The following is a 25,993-nucleotide window of genomic DNA, read 5'->3' as shown; positions in this document are numbered from 1 at the left end:
CTGCCTTTTCATTATTTGATTGGGTAATCATTAAACCCTAATTGCTTGGATATATTTCTACCTGCGTTGTGCAGTAGCGCTACATAGTGAGCTTTTTTCTCTTCATCAAATCGAATGGTAGGAAATGAAATTGAGACACCGGCAATTACGGTACCAAAACGGTCGTAAACTGGAGCTGCGATACAACGTAAGCCTGGCTCTTGTTCTTCATTATCTTCGCCAAAGTGCTGTAGCTTAACCGCTTTAAGTTCATCGATAAGTTGGTCGACGTTTTCGAGGGTATTTGTTGTGCTTTTCACAAACTCGGCGTCTGCCAACTGAGTGCGAACGAATTCTTCGTCACGTTCTGCCAATAAAACCTTACCAATCGCAGTCGTATGCAGAGGATTTCTTCGACCAACGCGCGAGTGCATGCGCAGCGCGAAGCTAGAATCGATCTTGTGTATGTAGATGATAGAGCCATGGTCCAACGCACCTAAGTGAATGGTTTCATTAGTCTCTTCTGAAATCACACGCATCTCTTTCTCTGCAATTGTGATCATATCAACCCACTCGAGTGATTTTGAACCAAGTTCGAACATCTTTAATGTGAGTGAGTATCGGTCAGCTTCGCCTTGTTGAGATACATAGCCAAGCATTTTCATTGTTTGTAGAAAGCGGTAGGTCGTGGCTTTAGACATCATTAGACGTTGTGAAAGGTCTGATACGCCTATTTCCTTCTGTTCCCCCAGAGATTCAAGAATATTAAAAACTTTTAATACCGATGAAACGGCTTCTGGTTGGGTGGACTTCTCCATTTTTCTTCCTTTGGGCTATCTAATATCAAGACAAAATACCACTTTTCGTAATTTCTAAAAAGCCTTTTCAAAAAAATAAAAAACGAGAACGATCAACTTCAAAGTTTTAACTTAATTAGAAAATATTTTTGAAATGTCGTTTCAAAAATAATTGTCAGCAACGAATTTATGTTTTATTGTATGACTAAATCGAGTGGGCGACATTACAGAAATGCCACAACACTAAACGTAATTGAGGAAGCGAACATGATGTTAGAGTCATTCAATCTGGAAGGTAAAGTAGCGATAGTGACGGGTTGTGATACCGGTCTTGGTCAAGGTATGGCAATTGGTTTAGCTGAAGCCGGATGTAAAGTGGTTGGCGTAAATCGTGTTGAGCCAACAGATACCATTGAAAAAATGAATGCAGCGGGTCATACGTTTTTAGACGTGCGTGCCGACCTTCTAAAGCAGGAAGATATTCCTGGAATTATAGATAAAGCGCTGACTGAGTTTGGCCACATCGACATCCTTGTTAATAATGCCGGCATTATTCGCCGAGAAGACGCGATTGAGTTCTCTGAGCAAAACTGGGATGACGTAATGAACATCAATACTAAGACCGTTTTCTTTATGTCTCAGTCTGTTGCGAAGCAGTTTAAAGCGCAAGGCACTGGCGGCAAGATCATTAATATCGCATCAATGCTCTCTTTCCAAGGTGGTATTCGTGTTCCTTCGTATACTGCGTCTAAGAGTGCTGTAATGGGTATTACCCGTGCGATGGCGAACGAATGGGCGAGCGATAACATTAATGTTAATGCGATTGCACCTGGATATATGGCAACCAATAATACTCAAGCATTGCGTGAAGATGCAGATCGTAACCAAGCTATTCTTGAGCGCATTCCTGCTGATCGTTGGGGTACACCAAAAGATGTCGCTGGCCCATGTGTGTTCTTAGCATCACCTGCATCGGATTACATTAATGGCTATACCATTGCTGTTGATGGTGGATGGTTAGCACGATAACGATTTTTGTAATATAAGATGGTTAACGAGATCGTTGCACAAGCTGTAGGGCTAGTAAGTTTCCTTCTGGGCCTTTCGACCTTTTACCAGAAGGACGACAAAAAGCTCAAAGTGGTTATGTTGATGTTGAACGTTAACCATCTTATTCACTTTTTATTATTGGGTTCCATTACATCGGCAATCGGTGCTTTGATTTCAGCACTCAGAACTGGCACCGCGATGTATACCAAATCGCTGTGGGCTGCGGGGTTATTTATTGCCCTCGCGGTTGGCAGCGGAATCGGTTTTGCTCAGCATTGGTATCAACTTCTGCCTTTAGCGGGAACGATTATTGGAACGTACTCAATATTTAGATTGAACGGTATTGCACTAAGAGTCGGCTTTTTATTGGGAGCTGCATGCTGGCTAACTAATAATCTGATTATTGGCTCAATTGGTGGCTCGCTGATGGAAATATCAGTGATAGGGATTAACCTCGTTACTATTTTTCGTCTATACCAAGATAACGCCAAGTGCAAAATTACGCCGCAACAACAGGAATAAAAACGACATGTTTGTGTATAACGAAGACGTGAAAATGGAAGATCTTGGCGCGGGAGTTTCTCGCAAGGTGCTTGCTCATAGCGAGAACGTGATGGCTGTAGAAGTTCATTTCGAAACCGGCGCTGTTGGTGCGTTGCATACCCATCCTCATGAGCAGCTCACATACGTTTTGTCGGGAGCCTTTGAGTTCACTATTGGCGATGTAACGAAAGTGGTGCGCGCAGGCGACACTATGTACAAAGAGCCGGGTATCGAACATGGCTGTGTTTGCCTAGAAGCCGGCGTATTAATTGATAACTTTACGCCAATGCGTAAAGACTTTGTTTAAGCTCTAAATTTTTTAGAACGAACATTTGAGCACTAATTTTTAAATTTGCAGTAATGCTGCGGGAGAAAGTAAATGAAAATCGCACTAATGATGGAAAACAGTCAAGCAGGCAAAAATGCAATGGTATCAGCTGAACTAGAGTCAGTTGCTGGTGGTTTTGGTCACGATGTTTTCAACCTAGGAATGACAGACGAGAATGATCACCACTTAACGTATATTCATCTAGGTATTATGGCGAGCATTCTGATTAACTCAAAGGCTGTTGACTTTGTTGTGACAGGATGTGGCACTGGCCAAGGTGCTTTGATGTCGCTGAACTTACATCCAGGCGTGGTTTGTGGTTACTGTTTAGAGCCTTCTGATGCGTTCTTGTTTAACCAAATCAACAACGGTAATGCTATCGCGCTCGCTTTTGCGAAAGGTTTTGGTTGGGCTGGTGAACTGAACGTTCGTTACATCTTTGAAAAAGCGTTCACAGGTGAGCGTGGTCAAGGTTACCCGTTAGAGCGAGCAGAGCCACAACAACGTAATGCCGCGCTTCTTAATGAGGTAAAAGCAGCGGTAGTGAAGGATAACTTTATTGATTCACTGCGCGCTATCGATCAAGATCTAGTGAAGACTGCTGTGGGTAGCCCTCGTTTCCAACAGTGTTTCTTTGATAACTGCCAAAACCAAGAAATTGCAGATTATGTTCGTTCGCTTTTGGACTAATTCTAACGCTTGATTTCAGAGAGCCAGCCCAATGAGGCTGGCTTTTTTATATCCGGTGTTTGGATAATTAGTGGCTGATATTCAGTAAATACCAAGCGATAGGCGCCTGAGTCATGGCTTGGTATACCTCCTAGGCTCGTAATTTGGTCGCTATATCCCTAGGTTACTTGATCTATTTTTGCCCCTTCTCGCCACGATGTATCCAAATATCCATCAATGATCTTTTCAACCTAAAAAGCGTCGATCTCAATAATCCAACCTCGATCTCATTTGTATGACTTTTGCATTATTTGGATCACAAAAATCATAGATTACCCTTAAATAAAATGTCGTTAATGTAATAATAAAACGGTATTTTAAAAATTAAATCATTTAAACGGAACAATAATGAAAAGGGGTTCGTAATGAATATCGACATGCTCGTTGTTGGTGTCTACTTTATCTTTATGATAGCGATTGGCGTCATCTTCAAACGTTTTGCAGGCAGCTCTACCAGTGATTACTTTCGTGGGGGAGGCAAGATGTTGTGGTGGATGGTTGGCTCTACCGCATTCATGACGCAGTTTAGTGCTTGGACATTTACTGGCGCTGCGGGTAAAGCATTTACCGATGGGTTCCCAATCATGGTTATTTTCATGGCGAACGCATTTGGCTTTCTACTTTCGTGGTTGTTCTTTTCATATCGCTTTCGACAAATGCGTGTTGTTACACCTATTGAAGGTGTGCGTCGTCGCTTCGGTGCAACGAATGAACAAGTGTTTACGTGGGCGACAATGCCGACAAGTGTGGTTTACACCGGTATTTGGCTAAATGGTCTCGCACTGTTCGTTAGTGCTGTGTTTAAAGTGGATATCGAAACCACGATCGTTGTGACTGGCTTGATTGTTCTCTTCATTTCAGTACTGGGCGGAGCATGGGGGGTTGTTGCTTCAGACTTTGTACAAATGGTTGTGATCATGGCGGTGACGGTGGTTTGTGCTGTGGCTGCATTGGCAAAAATTGGTGGTCCAACGAATCTTATCGAGCAATTCCCTGCCGACAGTGTCATGGGCTCTGATATGAACTATCCATTGCTGTTCGTATCTTGGTTTATCTTCATGTTCGTTAAGCAGCTGCAAAACATTAACAACATGCAAGATTCATATCGTTTCTTAACGGCGAAAGATTCTATTAACGCACGTAAAGCGGCACTCCTTGCGTTTGTGTTGATGCTAGTTGGACCTGCAATTTGGTTCTTACCACCTTGGGTAACGGCAATTATCTATCCTGAAGCGGCAACTGTGCACGCGGCTGAACTTGGTAGTAAAGCAGCTGATGCAGTTTACTTAGTGTTTGTCGAAAATGTCATGCCGGTTGGTATGGTGGGATTGCTTATGTCGGCTGTATTTGCAGCAACAATGTCTTCAATGGATTCAGGTCTAAACCGAAATTCAGGTGTGTTCGTGCGTAACTTTTACGCACCCATCATAGACAAAAACGCGGATGACAAGAAGCTGATGCGAGTGAGTCAATTCATGACTATGGTTTTCGGCATATTGATCATCATGGTGGCTCTGTTCATTAACTCTCTTCGTGGCTTGAGCCTTTTCGACGCAATGATGTACGTAAGTACGCTGTTACAGATGCCGATTCTAGTGCCGTTATTCTTCGGTATGTTTATTAAGAAAACCCCCGACTGGGCAGCCTGGGCGACATTGGCTGTGGGCATGTTGGTGTCTTACATCGTGAGTTTTGTGCTTACAGCAGACGTCGTTGCCAATCTATTAAACCTAGAGGTTCCGTTCACAGGACGTGAAGCGAGTGACCTAAAAGTTCTACTTGGGGTTATTGGTCACCTTGTGATCACGGGTGGTTTCTTCTGTCTAACAACTAAGTTCTACAAAGAGCCAGTGGGCGAACGAAACACAGAACTTAAAGAGTTTTGGAGTGATGTTGCGACTCCTGTTATCGAAGAGGAAGGACAAGATGAAATGGATCGCCAACAGCGCGACATGCTAGGCAAACTCATTCTGGTTTTCGGTGCACTTGTAACGGCGATGGTACTAATCCCGAATCCGTTCTGGGGTCGCATGGCCTTTATCTTCTGTGGCGCAGTGATTGTTACTGTGGGTTCTCTGTTATTGAAAAGTGCGAGGAAAACGCCTCGTTTAGAAGTATCTACATCCAAGTAATCGGCAATAACTAGCCATGTAAAAGTAACAAGGGTATAGGCCAGAGGGGGCACTCTCTGGCTTATATGAACCACCTCGTAGAGGGGCTTTAGGAAACAATTTCATGAATGAATTTTTCCCTAAAGGTTATCAATACAGTTTTCTACAAGAGTTTGAATTATGTCTTCATACATACATAAAGATTTTCTATTGCAGGGGGAGACTGCCAAGCGTTTATATCACGATTACGCGGCAGGGCTTCCCATTATTGATTATCACAACCACTTAGATGCCAAAGAGATTTATGACAACCATCAATACGACAATATTGCTCAGGCTTGGTTGAGTTGCGATCACTACTTGTGGCGTGCATTACGAAGTAACGGAGTTGATGAGTATTACATCACAGGTGATGCGAGTGATTATGAAAAGTTTCAAAAGTGGTGTGAGACCATGCCGTATCTTATTGGCAATCCGCTGTATCACTGGTGTCATTTGGAGCTTAAGAAATACTTCGGTCTCGATTTACTACTCAACTCAGAGAACTGCGAGGTTATTTGGCAACACTGTAATCAAAAACTCAGCCAAGAGTCTCACCGATTCCAAAATCTGCTTAAAGAGAGTCGAGTCGATACCTTGTGCACTACCGATGATCCACTTAGCGATTTGAGCTATCACGATAAACTGAATCGTTCAGAATTTGCTGTACAAGTATTGCCGACATTTCGCGCTGACAGCCTGATTGAAATAGAGAATCAAAGTAGTTTTCAAAAGACACTCAATTCACTGGCGTTCATCACTGACATTAATATCGTCGATTTTGCAAGCTACGCTCAAGCAATCACGTCTCGTGTGGACTATTTTGCACAGCATAACTGTCGATTATCTGACTTAGGGTTAAAAGTTGTAGATTTTTCACACTATCACCCTGACTTACTTGATCAAGCTATAGCAAAGGTCAAACGTGGTGATGCGCTGAATAGTGAAGAAATTTCGCAGTTTAAGACGGCCGTTTTTGAAGTGCTTGGCAAGGCTTATAATAAGCATGGTTGGTCGATGCAAATTCATATTGGAGTGTTAACTAATGTGAATAAGCGCCGCTTTGATGATCTTGGTGGCGGTACGGGTTTCAGTGTTATCAGTGACAACCCAATTGCAGAAAACCTGAGTCATTTATTGAGTTTGTTAGATCAAGACCGCCAACTCCCTCAGACCATCGTATATAGCCTTAACCCGAAAGATAGCCCAGTGCTAGGGTCAATCATAGGCGCTTTTCAAGACAGTGATGCGCAGCCAGGTAAAGTGCAGCTTGGTTCTGCGTGGTGGTTTAACGATCATAAGGCGGGTATGGAAAAACAACTTCAAGATCTAGCAAATTTAGGGGCTCTAGGACGCTTTGTCGGAATGTTAACCGACTCTCGCAGCGTATTGTCACTCTCTCGTCATGACTACTTTCGTCGCATTCTATGCAACTTACTCGGTAAGTGGGTCGATGACGGAGAATTACCGAATGATGAGCCTTTGCTTAAACAGAGTGTCGAGAATATCTGTTATCAAAACGCCAAACAATACTTCAATTTTCATTCATCTAAAGATTTAGTATAGGTATCCATTATGCTGCAGTTTACCTCTCAGGAAATGGCGGTCATTCGTCAAAATGCCAGCCAAGAGATCATCGAACAAATTATTCAAGATAATCAGGTTGTGCTGACTTCAGACACTCTCGTTCCACCTGATGCCCGCGCAACATGGAATTTATATTATTTTTGCCCCACGCATGGGGTTCGCTTAAGTTGGGATAGAGACCGACCCACTGAACATGTATGCCCTGTTGATGGCGAGGTGCTTACTGGGGAACCTTATGACGGTGCATGGTGGCGTTGGCTTAATGGGCTCAATTCGAAAGCGTGTAATGACCTAGGCTTGCTTTGGCACATTACTCAAGACCGCAAATACTTCGAAAAAGCTCGTGAGATCTTATTGGGTTATGCTGAATACTACCCGAATTACGAAGAACACGGCGGTATTCCATATAACGGTCCAGGAAAAGCAAATGCGCAGACTCTATGTGAAGCGAATTGCAATATTGATTTTGCCCGAGGCTATGATTTCGTTAAAGAGCAGTTGAATACCGAAGAGCAATTGTTTATTGAACAGCGCTTGTTACGCGAAGGCGCTGAGTTCCTGATGCAACATCGAGCTGATCAATTGCATAACCATGAAATGAAGATTTCTGCGACTATTGGCGTGATAGGCTTGATACTTGGTGACCGAAAATTCATCGACTTTGCGGTGAGCACCCCTTATGGCTTGAAGTATCAGTTAGAGCATGGTGTAAAAGGGGAGGGCTTATGGTTTGAAGGTTCTATCCATTATCATTACTACGCTTTACAAGCACTTCTGAATTTCGAAAAAATGGCATGTAAAACAGAGTACTCACTACAATCAGTGCCAAACTTCCATACCATGTTGGCGTTCCCGCTCAAGCTACTCATCAATACGGGTGACTTTCCACGTCTGAACGATTGTATTGCCGGCCAAGAGAAGTTAACTCATAGCCACTTGTTCGAATTCGGGTATCGCGAGTTCCGAGACCCTTTATTTGCATCGGCGTTGCAGAGCATCTATCAAAATAAGCCACGCAACAATATCGACGCGCTGTTGTACGGTGTTGATGCATTACCTGTGGCAGAGCCGCTTATGTGCCAGTCTATTCATGCAGAACAATCAGGCGTCACGATCATGCACGATCGAGAGCACGATAACATGCTATTAATTAAGCACTCTCCGTATGGTGGTGAGCACGATCACTATGATCGACTAGGGATGATCATTACTCGAAATGGTAAAGAAATTTTGCCTGACTTGGGAACAACAGGGTACGGTGCTGAACTGCATTACGGGTATTATAAAAATACGGTGACGCACAACACCTTGGCGGTGAATCAGAAGAATCAACCGCCAGCCAACCCTCAAGTGAACACGTTTGTAAAAGAACCGTCCTACACATGGTTAGACACACAAACAGATTGGTGTGGTGAGTTACCGACGGTCGATAGCCATACTATTGTTCAGTGGGATTTAGCCGCGTACAAAGACGTTGTGTTTCGCCGTCAAATTCTGTGGTTAGGGGATGTGGCGATTGAATTCAATACTGCGGAAAACCCTCACCATCAACAACTAGATTTGGTCTGGCATGTCAGAGGACAACACGGCGCTTTGACAGAGGCACAAGGTTGCGACAATCCACTAGATGGGCCTTTAGCTAGAATGACGAGCTGCCATGAGATGCCTCTTAAAGCGTCCATTGATTTGCGTTATTCGATTGATGGACAAACCGAATTTAATCAGCAGCTGATAACGGATAGTTCAGCAACTCTGTTGTTGGGGTATGCGCCAGACAACCCTGCAACCAGTGATTTAGCTTACACGATTTTACGTAGCCAAGAAGCGGTTCTTAAAGTTGCCACGGTACATAACTTGACGCAAAACGATGAGGTTCGAGTTTCTGATATCGAGTGGCGAACGGACGTTATCAATCTAAGCTTGGTAAGAAATAGAGTGGCACAATCTATTTCGATTAACCAAGAAACGGGTGTTACTTTATTCGCTTGATCGAACAACGATGTTAAAGAATTGTAACTCGCTGAATTTCAAGAGTTTACCCAAAAAAGTCCCCTCAAGCACCTTTCTTGAGGGGGCTTTTTATCAGTCGTTGATTAACTTGTTAGCCGTTAGCCATCTACTCTTCATCTTTGGTTAGGTTCCTAAGACGGTACCCTTGGTTTTTACAATTTGGCCAAAGTAAAAAAGAGGAGCATTGAGGCTCCTCTTTTATCGTAGGTCGTAAAGGACTTAATCGGTATTACATAGACTTAACGGCTAGTCCACACGCTTAAAGTTAGGCAGTAAGGTTTCTGGCTGCTGCGCTACAAATGCTTTACTTGGTGAGTATGCGCGGAAGTAAACAAACCAGTTTTCGTCTTCTCGAGTTTGCACCCAGTTAGCCTCATTAACGCCCGCTGGCTTAGTTGGTGAAAAGTGGAAGGTGTAATTGCCTTGTGCATCTTTAACTGTCCCTTCAATGTTAGAACCCACGTCTGCACGCTCAATATCGTTGTCGATGATGGCGCGGTTCTCTACGTTGTAGACTGTAATTGTCCAGAACAAATCGGCGAAATTTACATCTCCATCTAGCGTCAAAGTATAGTGGTTACTGCCATTTAGCCCTTTGCCATTGTCGTCACGGTAGTTGTCTAGGTAGATCTGACCCCAGCCGCCATTTTCAAAACCGTGCATTGCTACGTCGTTAGTTACAGCTTCATAGAACCAAGCTGCACGGCCATCGAGATCCATACCGTAGTAACGATCTTGGTTTGGTGTTGAAGCCGTCGCGACTTCCCAAAAGTTGCCTTCCTTACCGTAAGCTGCGTGTGGCAAGCGTTCTGTTTTGTTGAAGTCGATATTCTTAACCATAGCTTCCCCCATCACCACAGCTTGCTCTAAAATCTCACGCTGCTGACCTGATGGTTCAAACGTCTTACCTTTCTCAATACCCAGTGGGCGTAGCATGTCGTGCATCATGCGATCACGCTCTGCTACTGGCTCAGCTTGAATGGCTTCATTCAACGTATTCCAAAATGCCATACCTCTTGGGTGTTTGGCATCTTCACCACGCTCAGGGAAGTTTACGCCGTTATCACTCAGTGGCTTGCCGTTGAGGTCGGTGATTTTCAGGGCCTCTAAGTCTTTCATACGCTGCTGGTCTGAATCTGCCATTAAGCGAACGCCGAAGAAAACATAGTTGGTGTCTGACTCAAAAACCTTAGCGCCTTTTGGCAGGTTGCTCGGTGTTTCAGAACCTTTCGCTTTTACTACGTAGACGCCCGGCTCAGTCATCTGAGAAATACCGATTTGCCACATGGTGTGTACCGCGCCACGCAGTTCATTTGTGGGAATTTCTATAACAACGGGCTCTTTCTCTACGTTAAACCAAGTAATCGCGTAAGGCGTAGAGGTATTGTAAGTTAAACCTCCTAGCTTAGATTCGTGAGACTCAACATAAGTAATTTGACCATCCTCTGCACCCATGTCGGCATAGGCTTGTTTCCATGCGTAGTTTGACACCAAAGGCACGGACCAAATGTAAGCTTGTGACGCGCGTTGATAGTCCATCAGTTCGAACAGTTTTGCTGAGCTTTCTTGTGTTGGAATACCATGAAGAAAGTCGGTTTCGAAAGTGAAGTCTCCCGCACGTGTTTGAAGGGTTTCTGTTGGGTTATCGTTTCCAGCAATCGCCGTTGCTGAAAACAAGGCTGTTACAGAAACGAGCATCGCTGTTGATCGCAGTGGATGTGTGAAAGTACCGGTAAGGGCTTTAGATATCATGTTCATAATGTGTCCTCAAAACTTAAACTTATTCGTTCAAGCGAAACCGGCTCGTTAAAGCCGAAATCACTACTTAAAATTGGTAGTTAAATTCGATGCGGTGATCACCGTCTTCGATACTGGTGTTTTCTGTCCAGTTTGCGAAATAACGAACGTTGGCTCTTGGATTGATTTGATAGCTCGCTGCAAATTCATGTGCGAGTACTGAATCATTGCCCTCAAAGCCAAAATCATTGAACGTTGATGACCCTGACATTGTGCCTAAATACATAGGGTTGTAGTTCAACCAAACCTTGTCGGTAAGTTGCATTTTTGCGTACATACCCGCCACGTAGAAAGTACCGTGCATGTTGTAGCGGTCGCGAAGCTGATCGGCGTCGAGATCGCCTCCAGTGCCTTCAACCAACTCTTCACCAGCAGCAACACCGACACCTGCAAGCGGATAGAAATTAAACATGCCCATTTGTGGTAATGCCTGAATAAAGCTATAAGACGCGCTACCTTGGTTGCTATCGAAATCCCAAGACATATCAACTTGAGTACCTCGACCATTGGTTAGGTCGACCCCAAAGTTTCTAAAGCGGATTGAGTCAATACTGTCGTCGGCACCTCGGTTGTTCCAACCAACAGCTTCACCAGCGATGCCTTTGATTTCGAACACATTCATGCCCATGGTCGTGTCGCTGCCTGTGTCGTAGGTTTGTCCTACTTTGAGGTTTAAGCCCTTATCTGTGTAGCCGAAGCCAGCTTGTGTGTAGACCGCCAATGGGTCTGACATGTCTTGAACTTCTGTTTCTTCAGCGATAACACCGCTGGCCAACAAAAGAGGAGTTAGGGAAAGGATAGAACGTTGTAATAACATAGCTGCCTCATAGAGTTATCTCACTACATCCGTGTACATCGTGAAGGTGGGACAACTATACAAATTGGACTTTGTTAAGTTAATTCATATAAACTTAACCATTCGTTAAGCAATACTTTATGGTTAGCTATGAAACTGAACAACGTCGACCTGAATTTATTGAAAGTGTTTGTGGTGGTATATCAAGAGAAGAGCTTGCGAAAAGCCGCTGAGAAGCTGTTTGTTTCGACACCTGCCGTTAGCCAAAGCATCAAGAAGCTTAAGGAGTCTCTAGGTGAAGAATTGTTTGTGTTGTCCCATAAGCAGTTTTTGCCAACCCCTTATTCAGACGACCTGTATCGACGAGTTTTTCCTTTATTGGACGGGCTATTCACGGCGATAGAAGAAGGAAGGCAGTTTAATCCTGCGGATTTAAGCGAAGATTTCAAGATAGAGGCAAACCCTCATATCCTGCCTTGGTTGACGCCCGCTCTTTTTCATCAGCTATCAATAGAAAGTCCATTTTCAAGGCTGATCAGTCATACGAGTTCCCAAAATTCTTTAGAAAGGCTCAAAAGTGACGAGATTGATTTTGTCATTCACTTTGAAGCTGAGAATTTGCCTGCTGAGATCATTGCTGTACCGCTCGTGAACTTAAAGTTTGTATTGGCAGTGAGAGAAGATCATCCTTTCAAGGCGTCCATCGCGACGATTGATGATTTATTGTCGTTCCCATTTGCTCACGTTGACCTCGCTTATTTCGACCAAAACAAACATTCACGGTTGGAAGAGGAAGTCTTGAGCCAAGGTAAGATAATTAATATGGCGTTGCGAACGACTTCTATTGTTGGGTTAATTGAAACGATCAAGCACTCCAATATTATCGCTCCTTGTATGCCTCCGGTGATTGAGCAACATAAAGGCGTATTGCGCTCAGTCGCGATTGAGGGGTTGGAAGATGGCCCCGAGGAGATGGAGGTGTTCGCCTATCTTCATAAGAAAAATCAGCATTCAGCTAAATACAAATGGCTGTTGGATTTGATTGAAACGGCGATGGCAGAGGCTAATCACCAGTAAGAGCTAGCTTTGTTTGTCTACTTTTTAGAGGCACGGTAGCTAACCTCTGAATACCTCTTCGATACACGATTCTAACCAGCGCATTTTCGGTTGATTGCGATGTTTACGCCCGATAGTCATACCAATATCGCCATTTGGCATGTTGGGCATGTGGGGAAACTGCACAAAGGAAAATTCATCTGAAAGCGAATTAGCCAGTAGTTTTGAGCATGGGAATAATACGTCGCTCTGTTTCACTATAGACAATAAGCTGTGTAAGTAAGTCGAACGTATTTTGACCTCAGTCTTGATGCCGACATCGGCTAACACGTTTGGTGCTAACGCAATATTGTCGTTCCAATCACTGACGACCAAGCTCGCTAATTGCAAAGGTTCTTGCTGGTCACTTTTCAATAATGTGTTGGCAAGTGGGTGGCCTGTGCGGCAAACCAATACAAAATCATCACTTGCGATACGTTTTTGGTATACCTGTTTAGATAGTTCTAATGGGTAATAATTGACCCCTAAATCAACCTCGCCAGAGGTGATTAAATCCAACGTATGGGCACCCCAATCCACAATGTTCACTTTCACCTTCGGCGCCTGTGTTAACAATATTTGAGTTAGCTTTGCGGAGATGCTGTTGGCAATAAATCCGTTAATCGCGATGTTCACAGTGCCATCAAACTGAGCAACGTCAAATTCGGATTCAGGTTCAAGCACTTGTTCTAACTGCGATAACACGGGTAATAAAGTCTGCTTGATTTCAAGCAACTTGGCGGTCGGTTCTAGGCCATGTTGTGAGCGTATAAACAACTCATCGTCAAAGTACTCACGTAGCTTTTGTAGTGAACGGCTGATAGAGGGTTGGCTTGTAAACAACAGATCTGAAGCCTTGCGTGTATTCTTTACCTCAACCAACACCTTTAATACTTTAAGTAAATTGAGGTCTAGTTGTTTAAAGCGGTTACTCATCATCGCGAGACTCCATCATCGAAACCGTTGAGATATACCCATATTGTATATCTTGATTTCATATAATCAATTGGAGCATATCACGCAGCATCTACATACTGAGCTCATCGAAACAAACATGAGAAACCATTATGAAGAAAACAACGTTAGTGACGTTCTTGGCGTTAACCGCATTCGGCGCAACGGCTGCAGACAATAACAGCTCAGCGGTTTATGACCACGCGGCTATCGGTGGTGTTAATTGGGATAACTATCCTGAAGCGGAGTCTGACTGGAACTTCCTTGGCCTGCAAAACAAAGTGGGTGTTAACCATTGGCTGCACGCTGACCCAGTATCCAAAGACGCGCAAACGGTGATTCGCTCAAATCGTGATGTCGTTTATTCAACTATGGTTGTGGATGTATCAGAAGGCGCAACATTCCATGTGCCAGACGAAGACAATGATTACTTCCAGATTATTCATATCATGGACGAAAATCATCTTGTGCATAAAGTGGTTCGCCGAGGTGAAACACTTCACCTAACGGCAGATGATTTGACGACCGGAACTCATGTTCATGTGCTAGCAAGAACGCGTATAGCAGATTCTATTGAAGACACTAAGCGCCGCCAGAGTTTACTTTCTATCAAAGCGAACTCTAACAAGCCTTATCAAGGTAAAGGATATAACCCAAGTGACGTTGAAAACTACCGACTGAAACTTATTAATAACGTGATGCAACACGGCGCGCCTATTGAAGGTTTAAAGGGATTTGGTGCGACTTTGGATGACGTAGAAGACCATCACTTCAAGTACGTGACGGCATTTGGTTATGCTGGGTTACCTGCAGACACTGCGCAGTATCTAGAGCGTGTTCCTGGCCAAGGTAAAACAACGTGCCAAGAGTGGACGATTCCAACGCCAAATCTGGACGTTGAGGGGCGCGGTGGTTACTACTCTCTAACCACTTATGGAGCGGATGGTTGGATCGACTCTGAGCACTTCTATGCTTCTGGCGAATCCATGCGTGATAACGGTGATGGCACAGTGTCTGTCACATTCAATTGTGGTACCGGTACAGCTTATGATTTTGAAGTGTCTGAAGGTTGGGCTGGTGTATTACGTTTGTACGAGCCAGTCGATGTGAATGAAACTTTGGAATACATGGAGACGCTGCGTCAGATTGAGATTAAAGAGCTTTAATATCTTTTCTAATGGCTGAAATGTTCCCAAATAAAAATCCCCTCAAGAACCTTTCTTGAGGGGATTTTTTATAAGTCGTTGATTAACTTGTTAGCCATTAGCCATTAGCCATCTACTCTTCATCTTCGGTTTCTTTGGGAGCATTCGAGGCCCAGCCTTTTTCTAGCCAGTTATCGAGCACGTGTTGCAGCGCGTTCAAAGAGGTTGGTTTCTCTAGGCGACCATCCATCAACTTGCTGATCATATCTAACTCGTGCTGTCCTGATTCGCCAGACAAAGCAATGATTGGTGTTTGAGGTGAGCGTGCCTTGATGATTTGGCTTGCGTCAAAACCATTCATTATCGGCATTTGTACATCCATTAAGATCAAATCGACCTTGTGTGTTTTGAACAGCTCGACGGCATTCTCGCCGTTTTTAGCTTGTAAGCTATTGACGCCAAGTCGACTCAGGTACATCTGAACAAGCGTGCGTTGTACTTCTTTATCATCGACGATAAGCACGGTTGGAGCCAAATGGTTCTCTGGGGTTAGGGTACTTGTTGGTTCTGAACTTTGCGTTTCTACTTGGTTATCTGGCTTAGCTTCTGCGTTGGTTTTGTTTTCAGTTGCGTTTTGATTACTTTTCCAATCATTGAAGTAAGGCGTACGAAGTGCGTCTGCTTTGGGTGCATTGGGTACCACAGGGAAGTACAGGTGGAACTCAGTAAACTCCCCAAGTTTAGAGTGGCACTCAACTCGGCCGCCAAATGAACGCATTACACGTTGGCAATAACCGAGCCCTAGGCCGCTACCACCACTTTTTTGGTACGAGAAGAAATCATCAAAGATCTTATGCGTAATGGCTTCGTCAATGCCTGGGCCAGTATCTCGGAATATCAGAACGTTCTCGTAAGGCCCTGTGTTGGTGCTGATCTCAATTTGGCTTTCTGGATAAGAATCAAAGTAATAGATAGCATTACGTATCAGGTTGAAAATAACGAAATTGAATAAGGTTTCATTGAGCTTTGCTACAAAATCAGCGTGTTGTGGTAAACGAATGCGTTCAATGATCTTTTCATTCTCAAAACCATAGTGGCTTACGGCTTGATCCACGGCTTTGTGGATAGAGGTCATGGTCACAGGGCCGTGTTCAGGCGTACTGTCACTGACTTCGCGCAGGATAATATCGATCAGTTGTCGCCCGCGTTGAATCGCCGCTTGGCCATTCTCAATATCCTTTAGGATTTGTTTCGCTGGGGCTTGGTTATCAATGTGCTGCTTTAACACCTCAAAATGCAGCTGCACTTGAGCCAGCGGGTTACGCATTTCGTGTGCGATAGAATTAGCAAGCGCGCGACTTTGGCGAATGCGTCTATCGGCTTCAATGGTGCTTTGTACACGAGTTAACAAGGTTTGCAGTGCAGAGATCTCTTCGTTAGAGAACATCTTATCGTTGCTCTTATGTGATGAGACCAATAAGTGCGTGACCGATTTCCCCTGACCAAATAAAGGCATCACCAAGGCGGTGTCGTTTGAACTCATCTTGTCATACAGGGCTTTTATCGAGCGCTTGGTTGGCGCGGTGTAATCAAGCTCCTGAGACAGCTCATCGAACACTAAAACGGACTTGTTGGTAGACAGATAATCTTCGTAGAAGGTTTCGTTGTAGTTGCTGTTCACCAGACGCAACTTGTCTTCGGGAATCTGCAATAGGCTACCTAATCGACGCATTGCATCATCAATCGACAGCTTGAAATCGTCTTCTAGTGAGAGGATCTGCTGTACTGGCGTTTTCTGGTTTCCGTAGACAAAGAAGGAGGCGTAGTGGCTTACGCGTTTGTAGAGAACATGCCAAGTGATGCCGATAATCGCACAGATTGGGATAGCAACGAGCCATTGACTGTCGTCTGTCAGCGGGATAAATATCGCGCCAAAAGGGATCACCAAAATAGCACAGACCAACAGAGCATTTAGGCTCATGTACGCAAGGTATTTCACGCTGAAGAAGCGCGAGGTCAGCAGGGCATAGCCAACGAACAACATTTCACTTATCGACAAAGCTGGTGGCAACCAAGTGAGCGAGAAATCACGTAAGAAGTAGGTCATGCCTAGGTGGATTGTCGCAGTAGACAGCATGAAGACTAAAATGCCTGCGATCATGTAATTGGTTTTGGCTAAAGTTAGCTTGCTGCTGTTGGCGCGCATGGCCACCAGGTTGAGTAGTGTTAGCACTACAAAGCTTATCATCCCAATGAAGAAGTACGGCGTGTGTTGGCCAAACTCAATCACGAACTGGCTTGGGCCAGCAATGGTTACGTGTTCAACGGTTAACCCCGGACTTAAATTGATAAAGAAGGAGTAGACGGTTAGGGTGACGAAAATGGCTTGTTGCCACACATGAACCTTACCATTACGTTGTTCTGCGGCGAGCTTACACGAGAAGTAATAGGCAAAGGCAAACGCAAAGAAAGAGGCGAGGTTGGCAAACTTTGCGGCGAACACAGCGGCCGAGGCCCCAAGTTCTGGTAATAAGTCGGTATGGAAATAAGCGTTACTACTGATCCACGCAACAATGCAGATCGAGTACGCGATGTAAGGGGCATGGTGTGTCCCTGCGATTACTTCGTTCTTCTGTTTTAGGCGATAGCAGTAATAGAACAACCACATGACAACCACTGCCACGGTTGCAAGCAGGGTGATTGCTTTTGCATAGATGATCGCCTCAAGGCCGAAATCAAACATGTTCATCCTTTTTTACCGAGCTAGTTTTTCCTGCCGAGCTCGATTTTTCTAATGACTTTCTACTCTCTCGCACTGCGCGTTTGTAGCTCCGGAAATCCACATTATTGAACGCTTTTACCATCATCTCGAAATTCCAGAACCCACGATAAATGGTTGTGCCATCATCATTTAATTCGCAATACCCAGAATGGAAGTATGCATTGGAATCAATGGTTTGATAAAACTGAAGCATGAAAGGTTGCTCGATAATAGTGAAGCCAATCTTATAGCTTATTTGGTGTAATACACTCATCAGCTCTTTTTGAGCAAGGTAGAGGAAATAGAGCTTTTGCTGGGTATTGCCACTGACTGTCAGACGCAACACTTCACACAGGGCATTTTTGTCGGACAATTGTAACTGGAATTGTTGGTCAAATTCTGGGAGAGAGTAACATTTTGACAGTGTAGGCGGTGTGAAAAGTTGTAACCCTGCGAGTTCATCGTAGCCGTAATTGGGTAAACAGTATTGCCATTGCTCATTGCTGAACGGCGGTGCGTAACTTAGCCAAGTGTCATTCTTAGACCAGTCTTGAATCAGCGCAGAGGAAACCAGTGTCGGAAAGGCTTCATCGACTGGATGTTTGAGCAGAATAAAATGCTTACCTGCCTGAGAAAGGTGTAATAAAGGCAGCATCTCAAACCATTTCTCACCCTTGATGAACACCTCAAGATTGCTTAAAGCAATGGCATCGCTGATTGGCATTCCTTGTGGGTGACTCGGTGTTTGTACCAAAAGTGGCTCATGTTCTATCTGTTCGATGATCGCACCGTAATAAGCACTGTCATTGATAGGGAGGTCGATATGAGAAATGGAGCTTGGATTTAATGGAGATTTTGCTTTGATCGCAGCAATTTCACACTCACACCAGAAATCTAGCCAATGCATATAGCACTGCCCTACGGCCTGCTCTAGAAGAGCAATCTCTGCAGATAGTGTATTTGGATAGCGCATAATCAGATCGCGGTAGTCCATCACCTCAAACAATACCGAATAGCTTTTGTTTTGATGCTCTGGGAAAAGCAATTCTAACTGGCTTCTACGATATTCAGTCACGTTTTGAAAAAGCTCAGTGCGCTGTTGTGGCTGATAAGTGCTGATGACGAGCTCTATCAGCGCTCGTTGTTTTATTTCGATAGACAGACTGCTAGCCAACAGTGAGCCTAAAGACGACGTTAATTTCATGTTTAACCTAGCCTAGGTTTATATAATTATTTTTATTTGATCTGCACTATCTGTAGGACACTGATTTTAGGTGTGTGTTTGAAGTTACGTTACTTTGAGAGAGCTAATCGTAACTTTACTTGTGTCCATGGTGTAAGAGGTAAGTTGCATAATCGGGCGAGATTTTACTACTTGCACTCACCCTTAACAATAAAGATTTTCCATATTTGAATGAATTCACAGATGAACAAAATACATTATTATCAACAACTTGTAGGGTTGGATCACAGTTTTAAAATCAGACATGATTAAGTCGAGCATAAACTTTTGGATTTATAAAATAATTTCAAATATCTATTTTTTGAACCAATATCATAATCCACATCAAGATGAGCTCATCTTATTAATCGTGATAGAAATGTTTTGGGTGTGAAGCATTTAATTAACTGATTAATTGTACCTTTCTTATACTCGCTTATTCTCTCGCTACCCATTTTAATGTTCTAAATATCAGGTGGATAAACGAAGGGCTCCAGTGCTCGGCTTGTTTTCCTGACAATCTCCTGTGTTTATAGAGTAGTTACACCATAATCTCTGATGAAGTGATGACATTCGAGGTTTAAGCTTGCCTGCATATGAAACATTATTGCGAGTAATCCCTCGTAAATGATTGAGGTAGAGAGAATTTATGAAGAAAGTACGATTAACATCATTACTTGGAATAGCAACCTTGTTTAGTGTTGTGGCGTTAGCTGGGTGTAGTCAGAAATCAGAGGTACCAACTCAACCGAAAGAGAATGCGAACCCTATTTGTAGCACTAAAAACCTTACGGGTGGTTGGTCGAAAAGTGAGATCACACCGGAGGCTAAGCAAGCTTTAAATGCAGTTCTTGGCCAAATGAACACTTCAGCTGAGCTCAAGCAGATCCTGAGTGTGCGAACTCAGGTTGTGGCGGGTTTGAATTACGCTATTGAGTTTGAAATGGATAATGGTGAAGTGTGGAACACCATCGTTTACCGTTCTCTACAAGGTGACATCGAAATGACGCAACCTGCACAGAAAGGTCTTCTGTGCTCATAGCCTAGATGCGCCTGTGTCTTGTGAGATAGGCTGATAGCAAATAAAAATGGCTCCGTATTGGGAGCCATTTTTGTTTCTAAGAAGATTGATTTATTGAACGTTTTCAGTCGGCCAACTCGGGCTCAGCTAACTCTTGAACACAAGCACGGCTGATGTCTTCATCAATGTAGGCCATGCCGAGTTTATTGAGGTAGTCCATGCGATCAGCAGTGCGAAGCTCGATGTCAGGACCTGCAATGTTGTTGGCTTGATAAATTTCAGTGAGGTAAGACATGAATTGCTCGCCCACACTCATCATCAATAGGCTCATTGCGCCTACGTCCGGTCTTACTTTGGCGCGTTGCTTTTCAGATAGGTTTACCGCTAATACGATAGGTTGTTCTTCACCTTCGAATCGAACGCCTCGCTCACGAACGGTTTGTTGAGCCCAGTAATACGCCAGTTCTTTACTCTGAGTGAGAAATACTGGCTCAACCGATTCGGTATAGTTGTTGCCGATGGTCGCCATGGTTTTTGAAGCTGCTTCGTTGAGCGCTTTGTCACCAGAGCGTTTTAGGCCTTGGCCTTGAATAGAAGCTAATAAAGCTGAAGATGTGCCGTGATACCAAGTATCACCCGTCGCGAAACCATTCTCTGATAACAGTGTTTTTGCATCTTGTAGGTGTGTAGGTATTGAAGTCATAGGCACTCTCAACAAATAGGAATCTGAACAAATATGTATACAGTTAGCTTAAACAGAAGTTGTTCGGTTAACCGTGGTGTGGAACACAAATCTGAGGCTTTGAGATAAAGCTGGCAGTACAAGCTTTATCTCAAAGCCTTCCCCCGGATCTTACCTAAGTAAGAGAGAAGGACGGGGGAGGCTTTAGCGTTAGCGATTAATCAAATTGGTTCGATGTATTCGCTTCACCTGCTGCTTTTAGTGCGTTCTCACCAGCAAAGTACTCTTTGTGGTCATCACCCATATCTGAACCAGACATGTTTTGGTGTTTAACACATGCGATGCCTTGGCGGATTTCTTTACGTTGAACATTCGCAACATAACCCAACATGCCTTGGTCGCCGAAGTACTCTTTCGCAAGGTTGTCAGTAGACAGCGCTGCAGTGTGGTAAGTCGGTAGCGTAATCAAGTGGTGGAAAATACCCGCTTCACGTGATGCGTCTGCTTGGAATGTACGGATCTTCTCGTCAGCGCTTGCAGACAGTTCTGATTCGTCGTATTCCGCGCTCATTAGGCTTGCACGATCGTAAGCTGAAACATCTTTGCCTTCTGCTACCATCGCATCGTAAGCTTGCTGACGGAAGTTTAGCGTCCAGTTGAATGATGGAGAGTTGTTGTAAACCAGTTTCGCATTAGGGTGTACTTCACGTACGCCGTCCATCATCTCTTTGATTTGACCGATGTGTGGCTTCTCAGTCTCAATCCAAAGTAGGTCAGCACCTGCATTGATAGCTTCGATACAGTCAAATACACAACGATCTTCACCAGTACCTTGGCGGAATTGGTATAAACCTGAAGGTAGACGCTTAGGTCGAACTAGCTTGCCGTCACGGTTGAAACAAACATCGCCTTCAGCCATATCAGCAACATCAATCTCTTCAACATCTAGGTATGAGTTGTAGATGTCACCTTGGTCGCCCGGCTCTTTCACTACCGCGATTTCTTTTGTTAGGCCAGCACCTTGTGAATCGGTACGAGCAACGATGATGCCGTTGTCGATGCCTAGCTCAAGGAAAGCGTAACGAAGCGCACGAAGTTTCGCGTGGAAGTCAGCGTGTGGAACCGTTACTTTGCCGTCTTGGTGACCACATTGTTTCTCATCGGCTACTTGGTTTTCGATTTGTAGACAACAAGCGCCTGCTTCAATCATCTGCTTCGCCATTAGGTAAGTCGCTTCTGCGTTACCGAAACCAGCATCGATATCGGCAATGATTGGCACCACGTGTGTTACGTGGTTGTCGATTTTGTCTTGGATACGGTCTTGTAGGTTCACATCGCCTGCTTCACGCGCAGCGTCTAGCTCACGGAATAAACCACCCAGTTCACGAGCATCGGCTTGGCGTAGGAAGGTGTATAGCTCTTCTACTAGGCCAGCAACGGAGGTTTTCTCATGCATAGATTGGTCTGGAAGTGGACCAAAGTCAGAACGAAGTGCAGCAACCATCCAACCAGAAAGGTATAGGTAACGACGGTCAGTCTTGCCATCAAAGTGTTTCTTAATAGAAATCAGCTTTTGCTGGCCGATGAAACCATGCCAGCAACCCAGAGACTGAGTGTATTGAGAGCTGTCTGCGTCGTAAGCCGCCATGTCTGCACGCATGATATCTGCCGTGTATTGCGCAATATCCAGACCTGTTTTGAATTTGTTTTGAGCTCGCATACGAGCAGCAGATTCAGGGTTAATTGCATCCCATGGAGCACCAGCAGCGCTTTTTGCAACTTCAATCATTTCGATATCTTGTGTAATTTGCGACATAACTATTCCTTAGTTTCACGTGGACATGTTGGCCAATTTGGCGAGGTCATTTGATTTGGATTAAATCTAACCATGGACAAATAATAATCATGTATGTGATAATTTTGTTAATTTATAGTTATTATATTCGGTATTTTTCTTATGAATATTGCTCGTATAGACCTTAATTTACTTGTGTATTTAGACATGTTGCTACGTGAAAGAAACGTTACACGAGCTGCAAATCAATTGGGTATTACTCAGCCAGCCATGAGTAATGGCCTTCGCCGATTGCGTGATCTGTTTGAAGATCCGCTATTAGTGAGAACAAGTGAAGGTATGATACCGACCGAGCGCGCGCATAAGTTGCAGCCACTGATTCGAAACATCTTGGCGAATGTAGAGAAGACACTGCAGCCGACCACAGAGTTTAATGCAGAAGACAGCGAACGCGTGTTTCGTATCATGGCGAGTGACTATGCAGAGTCGACCATTATTCAACCTCTTCTTAAAAGGTTAAGTGAGATCGCACCGAAAATACGACTGGATATCATGACGCCAAGTGACGTGAGTTATCAGGATGTAGAGCAAGGTACCGTTGATATAATTATCAACCGATTTGACGATATTCCTCAGTCTTTTCACCAGATGAGCCTTTGGCACGACGGGTTTTCTTGTCTATTTAGTTGTGACAACCCGATAGCCGACAACTTCGATATTTTGTCTTATCTAAAGGCGCAACATATTTGGGTAAGTAAGACAGGTATGGGAACGGGAGTGGGGATCAACCCAAGCGAAGCACAAAAGCTTGGTTGGATAGATGAGGCATTAATGCGCATTGGTAAAACCCGTAACATCACGGTGTTTACGCGACACTATTTGTCGGCGATTCTCTTCGCACAACAGAAGAACCTGATCCTGACTATTCCTACCAAAGCCGCTCAACTGCAGCGCAATAACCCTAGATTGTTGATCAAGCCTGCGCCATTTGCGATTGAACCCTTTGAGGTGAAGATGGCGTGGAGTCCATTGTTACAAACCAATCCAGACCACCAGTGGATGCGTCGTTTGATTAAAAGTGTCGCCAATGAAATCGAGAGTGGAGTAACGGAATAACACAGTTTGTAGGGTATTTTTTATATGAATATCCAATATAACCGGCATAAATTAGCTAAATTCATGTCCGTTAAGTAAGTTTAAGTCAGTAAAGTAAATTTGAGCTAGTCACGAAAATTTATTTGAGTAGCCATCAATTTATTTGAGTAGCCATCAATTAGTTTGAGAGAGATTTTATGAGCAGTCGTATTCAACAGGGAAGCTTGAACATTGATAGCACCCTCTACCAATTAATTAATGAGCAGGTGATTCCTGGAACAGGCATTGTCGCTGAAGACTTTTGGCAATCATTTGCAACCATCCTTGAAGATTTGGCTCCAAAAAATCGCGCCTTACTTATCAAGCGTGAAGATCTTCAACATCAAATTGACGTTTGGCACCAAGAGCGTGCGGGACAAACGCTAGATCCTGTCGAGTACAAACAGTTCTTACAGCAGATCGGTTATTTGGTCCCTGAAGGTGATGACTTTCAAGTGACGACAGCGAGCGTAGAACCTGAGATCGCAACACAAGCAGGGCCGCAGCTTGTGGTGCCAATCATGAACGCACGTTTTGCACTTAACGCAGCCAATGCGCGTTGGGGCAGCCTATATGATGCGCTCTACGGAACGGACGTGATCAGTGAAAGTCATGGCGCAGAAAAGGGCGGAAGCTTTAACCCTGCTCGTGGCGCTAAAGTAGTGACTTATGCTCGTGAATTCCTTGATGATGCTGCACCGCTAAACGGTGTCTCCCATAAAGACGTCACCAAATACAGCATCAGTAACGCTAGCATCGGCAATAAGCTGATAGCGACACTCGATAACGGTGAAGAAGTCACTCTCATTGATAGCGACCAGTTCATTGGCTATCAAGGTGATGCAAGTTCCCCTTCGTGCATTCTTCTTAAACACAATAATCTGCACATCGAAATTCAAATTGACCCAAGCGCGCCGATTGGTAGCGTTGATGTGGCGGGTATTAAAGATGTATTAGTCGAAGCCGCTCTAACAACTATTATGGATTGCGAAGACTCGGTTGCTGCGGTTGATGGTGTAGACAAAGCATTGGCTTACCGTAACTGGTTAGGCTTGATGAAAGGTGACCTACAAGAATCACTAGAGAAAAACGGCAAAACCATTGTTCGTAACCTTAACCCAGATCGCCAATACACCAGCGTGACGGGTGGTGAGATTTCACTAAAAGGCCGCAGCATGTTGTTCATCCGTAATGTCGGCCATCTGATGACTAACCCTGCGATTATTGATGCTCAAGGTAATGAAGTGCCTGAAGGTATCATGGATGGCATGATCACTTCGTTAATTGCGATGCATGATTTAAAAGGCAATAGCGCGCATCAAAACTCAACCGCGAATAGCATCAACATCGTGAAACCTAAGATGCATGGCCCTGAGGAAGTCGCGTTTACTAATGAATTGTTTGGCCGCATTGAAGACGCATTAGGGCTAGATCGATTCACGATAAAAGTCGGCATCATGGACGAAGAGCGTCGTACTTCGGTTAACCTTAAAGAATGTATTCGTGCAGCTAAAGATCGTGTTGTGTTTATCAACACAGGTTTCTTAGACCGAACGGGTGATGAGATTCACACCAGTATGGAAGCGGGGCCTTTTGCTCCTAAAACACAGCTGAAAACCATGACTTGGATTGGCGCATACGAAGATCAAAACGTTGATCTTGGCTTAGCTTGTGGCCTGCAAGGTAAAGCCCAGATTGGTAAAGGTATGTGGCCAGAGCCAGACAACATGGCGAAGATGATGGATGCGAAAATCGGACATCCACAAGCGGGTGCTAATACTGCTTGGGTTCCTTCTCCAACCGCCGCGACTTTGCACGCGCTGCACTATCACAAGGTGAGTGTACCAAGCCGTCAGAAAGAGCTTCGTGAGCGAGTGAGAGCCAATGTTGATGATATTCTTACTATCCCGCTACTGGGCGATCAAAAGCTTACCGCGCAAGATATTCAAAGTGAACTGGATAACAACACCCAAGGTATTTTGGGTTACGTGGTTCGTTGGATTGACCAAGGCGTTGGTTGTTCGAAGGTACCAGATATTAACGATGTCGGCTTGATGGAAGACCGCGCGACGCTGCGTATTTCAAGCCAACATATTGCGAACTGGTTACGTCACGGCATTTGCGAGGAAGCTCAGGTAATGAAAACCATGAAGCGTATGGCCGCAGTGGTGGATGAGCAAAACGCTGGCGACCAGAGCTACCGTAACATGGCACCTGATTTCGAAAACAGCATTGCATTTTCAGCGGCGTGTCAGTTGGTATTCGAAGGCTGTGCTCAGCCGAGCGGTTACACCGAGCCAGTACTGCACGCGATGCGTCTAAAATTGAAAGCGCAGGGGTAGCGAAGCAACCGAATAACAAAAACAGAGAATGTAAAATACTAAAAAAGAAACCCCCTTTAACCGAGCCCAAGGTGCC

Annotated in this window: 20 protein-coding genes and 1 pseudogene; 13 read left to right on the top strand and 8 right to left on the bottom strand. The window is 44.4% G+C overall.

Annotated features, from left to right (window positions below; translation table 11 throughout):
• Positions 1 to 11: 11 nt before the first annotated feature.
• Entirely contained in the window at positions 12 to 797 is a 786-nt protein-coding gene (gene kdgR, locus IQQ51_RS19130) for a DNA-binding transcriptional regulator KdgR (RefSeq protein ID WP_193841837.1), read from the bottom strand.
• Positions 798 to 1,043: 246 nt separating this feature from the next.
• Here kdgR and kduD point away from each other — a divergent pair, with 246 nt between their 5' ends.
• The 7 genes from kduD (at position 1,044) to IQQ51_RS19095 (ending at position 9,152) form a co-directional block, all read left to right on the top strand.
• Positions 1,044 to 1,805 carry a 2-dehydro-3-deoxy-D-gluconate 5-dehydrogenase KduD gene (kduD, locus tag IQQ51_RS19125; protein WP_048609765.1) on the top strand — a complete coding sequence of 254 codons (762 nt, stop codon included), beginning with the start codon at positions 1,044 to 1,046 and terminating at the stop codon, positions 1,803 to 1,805.
• Positions 1,806 to 1,823: 18 nt separating this feature from the next.
• Entirely contained in the window at positions 1,824 to 2,348 is a 525-nt protein-coding gene (locus IQQ51_RS19120) for a YgjV family protein (RefSeq protein WP_102429220.1), read from the top strand.
• Positions 2,349 to 2,355: 7 nt separating this feature from the next.
• Entirely contained in the window at positions 2,356 to 2,676 is a 321-nt protein-coding gene (locus IQQ51_RS19115; protein WP_010431369.1) for a cupin domain-containing protein, read from the top strand.
• 72 nt (positions 2,677 to 2,748) lie between these two features.
• Positions 2,749 to 3,387 carry an RpiB/LacA/LacB family sugar-phosphate isomerase gene (locus IQQ51_RS19110; RefSeq protein WP_048609763.1) on the top strand — a complete coding sequence of 213 codons (639 nt, stop codon included), beginning with the start codon at positions 2,749 to 2,751 and terminating at the stop codon, positions 3,385 to 3,387.
• A 404-nt stretch (positions 3,388 to 3,791) separates the two neighbouring features.
• A complete protein-coding gene (locus tag IQQ51_RS19105) occupies positions 3,792 to 5,558 on the top strand; it encodes a sodium:solute symporter family protein (RefSeq protein WP_193841836.1) in 1,767 nt (588 codons plus the stop codon).
• 159 nt (positions 5,559 to 5,717) lie between these two features.
• Complete coding sequence (gene uxaC, locus IQQ51_RS19100) at positions 5,718 to 7,142, top strand: glucuronate isomerase (protein ID WP_193841835.1); 1,425 nt, start codon at positions 5,718 to 5,720, stop codon at positions 7,140 to 7,142.
• 9 nt (positions 7,143 to 7,151) lie between these two features.
• Positions 7,152 to 9,152: a heparinase II/III domain-containing protein gene (locus tag IQQ51_RS19095; protein ID WP_193841834.1), complete on the top strand. Its 2,001-nt coding sequence runs from the start codon at positions 7,152 to 7,154 to the stop codon at positions 9,150 to 9,152.
• A gap of 267 nt (positions 9,153 to 9,419) precedes the next feature.
• On the opposite strand, the gene IQQ51_RS19090 is transcribed toward IQQ51_RS19095, so the two are convergent.
• Both IQQ51_RS19090 and IQQ51_RS19085 read right to left on the bottom strand, forming a co-directional pair.
• Positions 9,420 to 10,931 (bottom strand): DUF1214 domain-containing protein, encoded by a 1,512-nt coding sequence (locus IQQ51_RS19090; protein ID WP_193841833.1) that lies wholly within the window; start codon positions 10,929 to 10,931, stop codon positions 9,420 to 9,422.
• Positions 10,932 to 10,998: 67 nt separating this feature from the next.
• Complete coding sequence (locus tag IQQ51_RS19085; protein ID WP_193841832.1) at positions 10,999 to 11,787, bottom strand: hypothetical protein; 789 nt, start codon at positions 11,785 to 11,787, stop codon at positions 10,999 to 11,001.
• Positions 11,788 to 11,916: 129 nt separating this feature from the next.
• On the opposite strand from IQQ51_RS19085, the gene IQQ51_RS19080 reads away from it, so the two are divergent.
• Positions 11,917 to 12,843 carry a LysR family transcriptional regulator gene (locus IQQ51_RS19080; protein WP_193841831.1) on the top strand — a complete coding sequence of 309 codons (927 nt, stop codon included), beginning with the start codon at positions 11,917 to 11,919 and terminating at the stop codon, positions 12,841 to 12,843.
• A 39-nt stretch (positions 12,844 to 12,882) separates the two neighbouring features.
• Here IQQ51_RS19080 and IQQ51_RS19075 read toward each other — a convergent pair whose 3' ends face one another.
• Complete coding sequence (locus IQQ51_RS19075) at positions 12,883 to 13,800, bottom strand: LysR family transcriptional regulator (protein WP_050647804.1); 918 nt, start codon at positions 13,798 to 13,800, stop codon at positions 12,883 to 12,885.
• 128 nt (positions 13,801 to 13,928) lie between these two features.
• Here IQQ51_RS19075 and IQQ51_RS27895 point away from each other — a divergent pair.
• Positions 13,929 to 14,264, top strand: a pseudogene (locus IQQ51_RS27895) (DUF1254 domain-containing protein); the annotation flags it as partial.
• A 441-nt stretch (positions 14,265 to 14,705) separates the two neighbouring features.
• Positions 14,706 to 14,981, top strand: a complete 276-nt coding sequence (locus IQQ51_RS27890) for a hypothetical protein (protein WP_048614917.1) — start codon at positions 14,706 to 14,708, stop codon at positions 14,979 to 14,981.
• Between the two features lie 112 nt (positions 14,982 to 15,093).
• Here the strand turns inward: IQQ51_RS27890 and luxN are convergent, their stop codons facing one another.
• The gene (gene luxN, locus IQQ51_RS19065) at positions 15,094 to 17,703 is read right to left on the bottom strand and encodes a quorum-sensing autoinducer 1 sensor kinase/phosphatase LuxN (protein ID WP_193841829.1); all 2,610 of its coding nucleotides are present in this window, start codon (positions 17,701 to 17,703) and stop codon (positions 15,094 to 15,096) included.
• Complete coding sequence (locus tag IQQ51_RS19060) at positions 17,696 to 18,925, bottom strand: acyl-homoserine-lactone synthase (RefSeq protein ID WP_193841828.1); 1,230 nt, start codon at positions 18,923 to 18,925, stop codon at positions 17,696 to 17,698. Before IQQ51_RS19060 ends, luxN begins: the two co-directional genes overlap by 8 nt.
• A gap of 667 nt (positions 18,926 to 19,592) precedes the next feature.
• Here IQQ51_RS19060 and IQQ51_RS19055 point away from each other — a divergent pair.
• Positions 19,593 to 19,985: a cystatin domain-containing protein gene (locus IQQ51_RS19055; RefSeq protein WP_050643319.1), complete on the top strand. Its 393-nt coding sequence runs from the start codon at positions 19,593 to 19,595 to the stop codon at positions 19,983 to 19,985.
• A gap of 103 nt (positions 19,986 to 20,088) precedes the next feature.
• Here IQQ51_RS19055 and IQQ51_RS19050 read toward each other — a convergent pair whose 3' ends face one another.
• Together IQQ51_RS19050 and IQQ51_RS19045 are read right to left on the bottom strand one after the other, a co-directional pair.
• Complete coding sequence (locus IQQ51_RS19050) at positions 20,089 to 20,667, bottom strand: hypothetical protein (protein ID WP_048609756.1); 579 nt, start codon at positions 20,665 to 20,667, stop codon at positions 20,089 to 20,091.
• Between the two features lie 196 nt (positions 20,668 to 20,863).
• Positions 20,864 to 22,462 (bottom strand): isocitrate lyase, encoded by a 1,599-nt coding sequence (locus tag IQQ51_RS19045; protein WP_193841827.1) that lies wholly within the window; start codon positions 22,460 to 22,462, stop codon positions 20,864 to 20,866.
• A gap of 141 nt (positions 22,463 to 22,603) precedes the next feature.
• Between IQQ51_RS19045 and IQQ51_RS19040 the strand changes: the two genes are divergently transcribed.
• Both IQQ51_RS19040 and IQQ51_RS19035 read left to right on the top strand, forming a co-directional pair.
• On the top strand, positions 22,604 to 23,557 hold the full coding sequence (locus tag IQQ51_RS19040; protein WP_012600244.1) for a LysR family transcriptional regulator: 954 nt from the start codon (positions 22,604 to 22,606) through the stop codon (positions 23,555 to 23,557).
• A 176-nt stretch (positions 23,558 to 23,733) separates the two neighbouring features.
• The gene (locus IQQ51_RS19035) at positions 23,734 to 25,917 is read left to right on the top strand and encodes a malate synthase G (RefSeq protein WP_193841826.1); all 2,184 of its coding nucleotides are present in this window, start codon (positions 23,734 to 23,736) and stop codon (positions 25,915 to 25,917) included.
• Positions 25,918 to 25,993: the final 76 nt, after the last annotated feature.

The organism is Vibrio sp. OPT18, assembly GCF_015163615.1.
GTDB classification, from domain to species: Bacteria; Pseudomonadota; Gammaproteobacteria; order Enterobacterales; family Vibrionaceae; genus Vibrio; species Vibrio coralliirubri.
This window is presented reverse-complemented; position numbering and strand designations above follow the sequence as displayed.

Excerpts from the sequence above, each read along its gene's own strand:
- IQQ51_RS19080 (WP_193841831.1), top strand. The coding sequence starts at position 11,917 with ATGAAACTGAACAACGTCGACCTGAATTTATTGAAAGTGTTTGTGGTG.
- IQQ51_RS19105 (WP_193841836.1), top strand. The coding sequence starts at position 3,792 with ATGAATATCGACATGCTCGTTGTTGGTGTCTACTTTATCTTTATGATA.
- uxaC (WP_193841835.1), top strand. The coding sequence starts at position 5,718 with ATGTCTTCATACATACATAAAGATTTTCTATTGCAGGGGGAGACTGCC.
- IQQ51_RS19060 (WP_193841828.1), bottom strand. The coding sequence starts at position 18,925 with ATGAAATTAACGTCGTCTTTAGGCTCACTGTTGGCTAGCAGTCTGTCT.
- IQQ51_RS19085 (WP_193841832.1), bottom strand. The coding sequence starts at position 11,787 with ATGTTATTACAACGTTCTATCCTTTCCCTAACTCCTCTTTTGTTGGCC.
- IQQ51_RS19045 (WP_193841827.1), bottom strand. The coding sequence starts at position 22,462 with ATGTCGCAAATTACACAAGATATCGAAATGATTGAAGTTGCAAAAAGC.
- IQQ51_RS19110 (WP_048609763.1), top strand. The coding sequence starts at position 2,749 with ATGAAAATCGCACTAATGATGGAAAACAGTCAAGCAGGCAAAAATGCA.
- IQQ51_RS19050 (WP_048609756.1), bottom strand. The coding sequence starts at position 20,667 with ATGACTTCAATACCTACACACCTACAAGATGCAAAAACACTGTTATCA.
- IQQ51_RS19035 (WP_193841826.1), top strand. The coding sequence starts at position 23,734 with ATGAGCAGTCGTATTCAACAGGGAAGCTTGAACATTGATAGCACCCTC.
- IQQ51_RS19095 (WP_193841834.1), top strand. The coding sequence starts at position 7,152 with ATGCTGCAGTTTACCTCTCAGGAAATGGCGGTCATTCGTCAAAATGCC.
- IQQ51_RS19120 (WP_102429220.1), top strand. The coding sequence starts at position 1,824 with ATGGTTAACGAGATCGTTGCACAAGCTGTAGGGCTAGTAAGTTTCCTT.
- IQQ51_RS19115 (WP_010431369.1), top strand. The coding sequence starts at position 2,356 with ATGTTTGTGTATAACGAAGACGTGAAAATGGAAGATCTTGGCGCGGGA.
- IQQ51_RS19075 (WP_050647804.1), bottom strand. The coding sequence starts at position 13,800 with ATGATGAGTAACCGCTTTAAACAACTAGACCTCAATTTACTTAAAGTA.
- IQQ51_RS19090 (WP_193841833.1), bottom strand. The coding sequence starts at position 10,931 with ATGAACATGATATCTAAAGCCCTTACCGGTACTTTCACACATCCACTG.
- kduD (WP_048609765.1), top strand. The coding sequence starts at position 1,044 with ATGATGTTAGAGTCATTCAATCTGGAAGGTAAAGTAGCGATAGTGACG.
- luxN (WP_193841829.1), bottom strand. The coding sequence starts at position 17,703 with ATGTTTGATTTCGGCCTTGAGGCGATCATCTATGCAAAAGCAATCACC.
- IQQ51_RS19040 (WP_012600244.1), top strand. The coding sequence starts at position 22,604 with ATGAATATTGCTCGTATAGACCTTAATTTACTTGTGTATTTAGACATG.
- IQQ51_RS19055 (WP_050643319.1), top strand. The coding sequence starts at position 19,593 with ATGAAGAAAGTACGATTAACATCATTACTTGGAATAGCAACCTTGTTT.
- kdgR (WP_193841837.1), bottom strand. The coding sequence starts at position 797 with ATGGAGAAGTCCACCCAACCAGAAGCCGTTTCATCGGTATTAAAAGTT.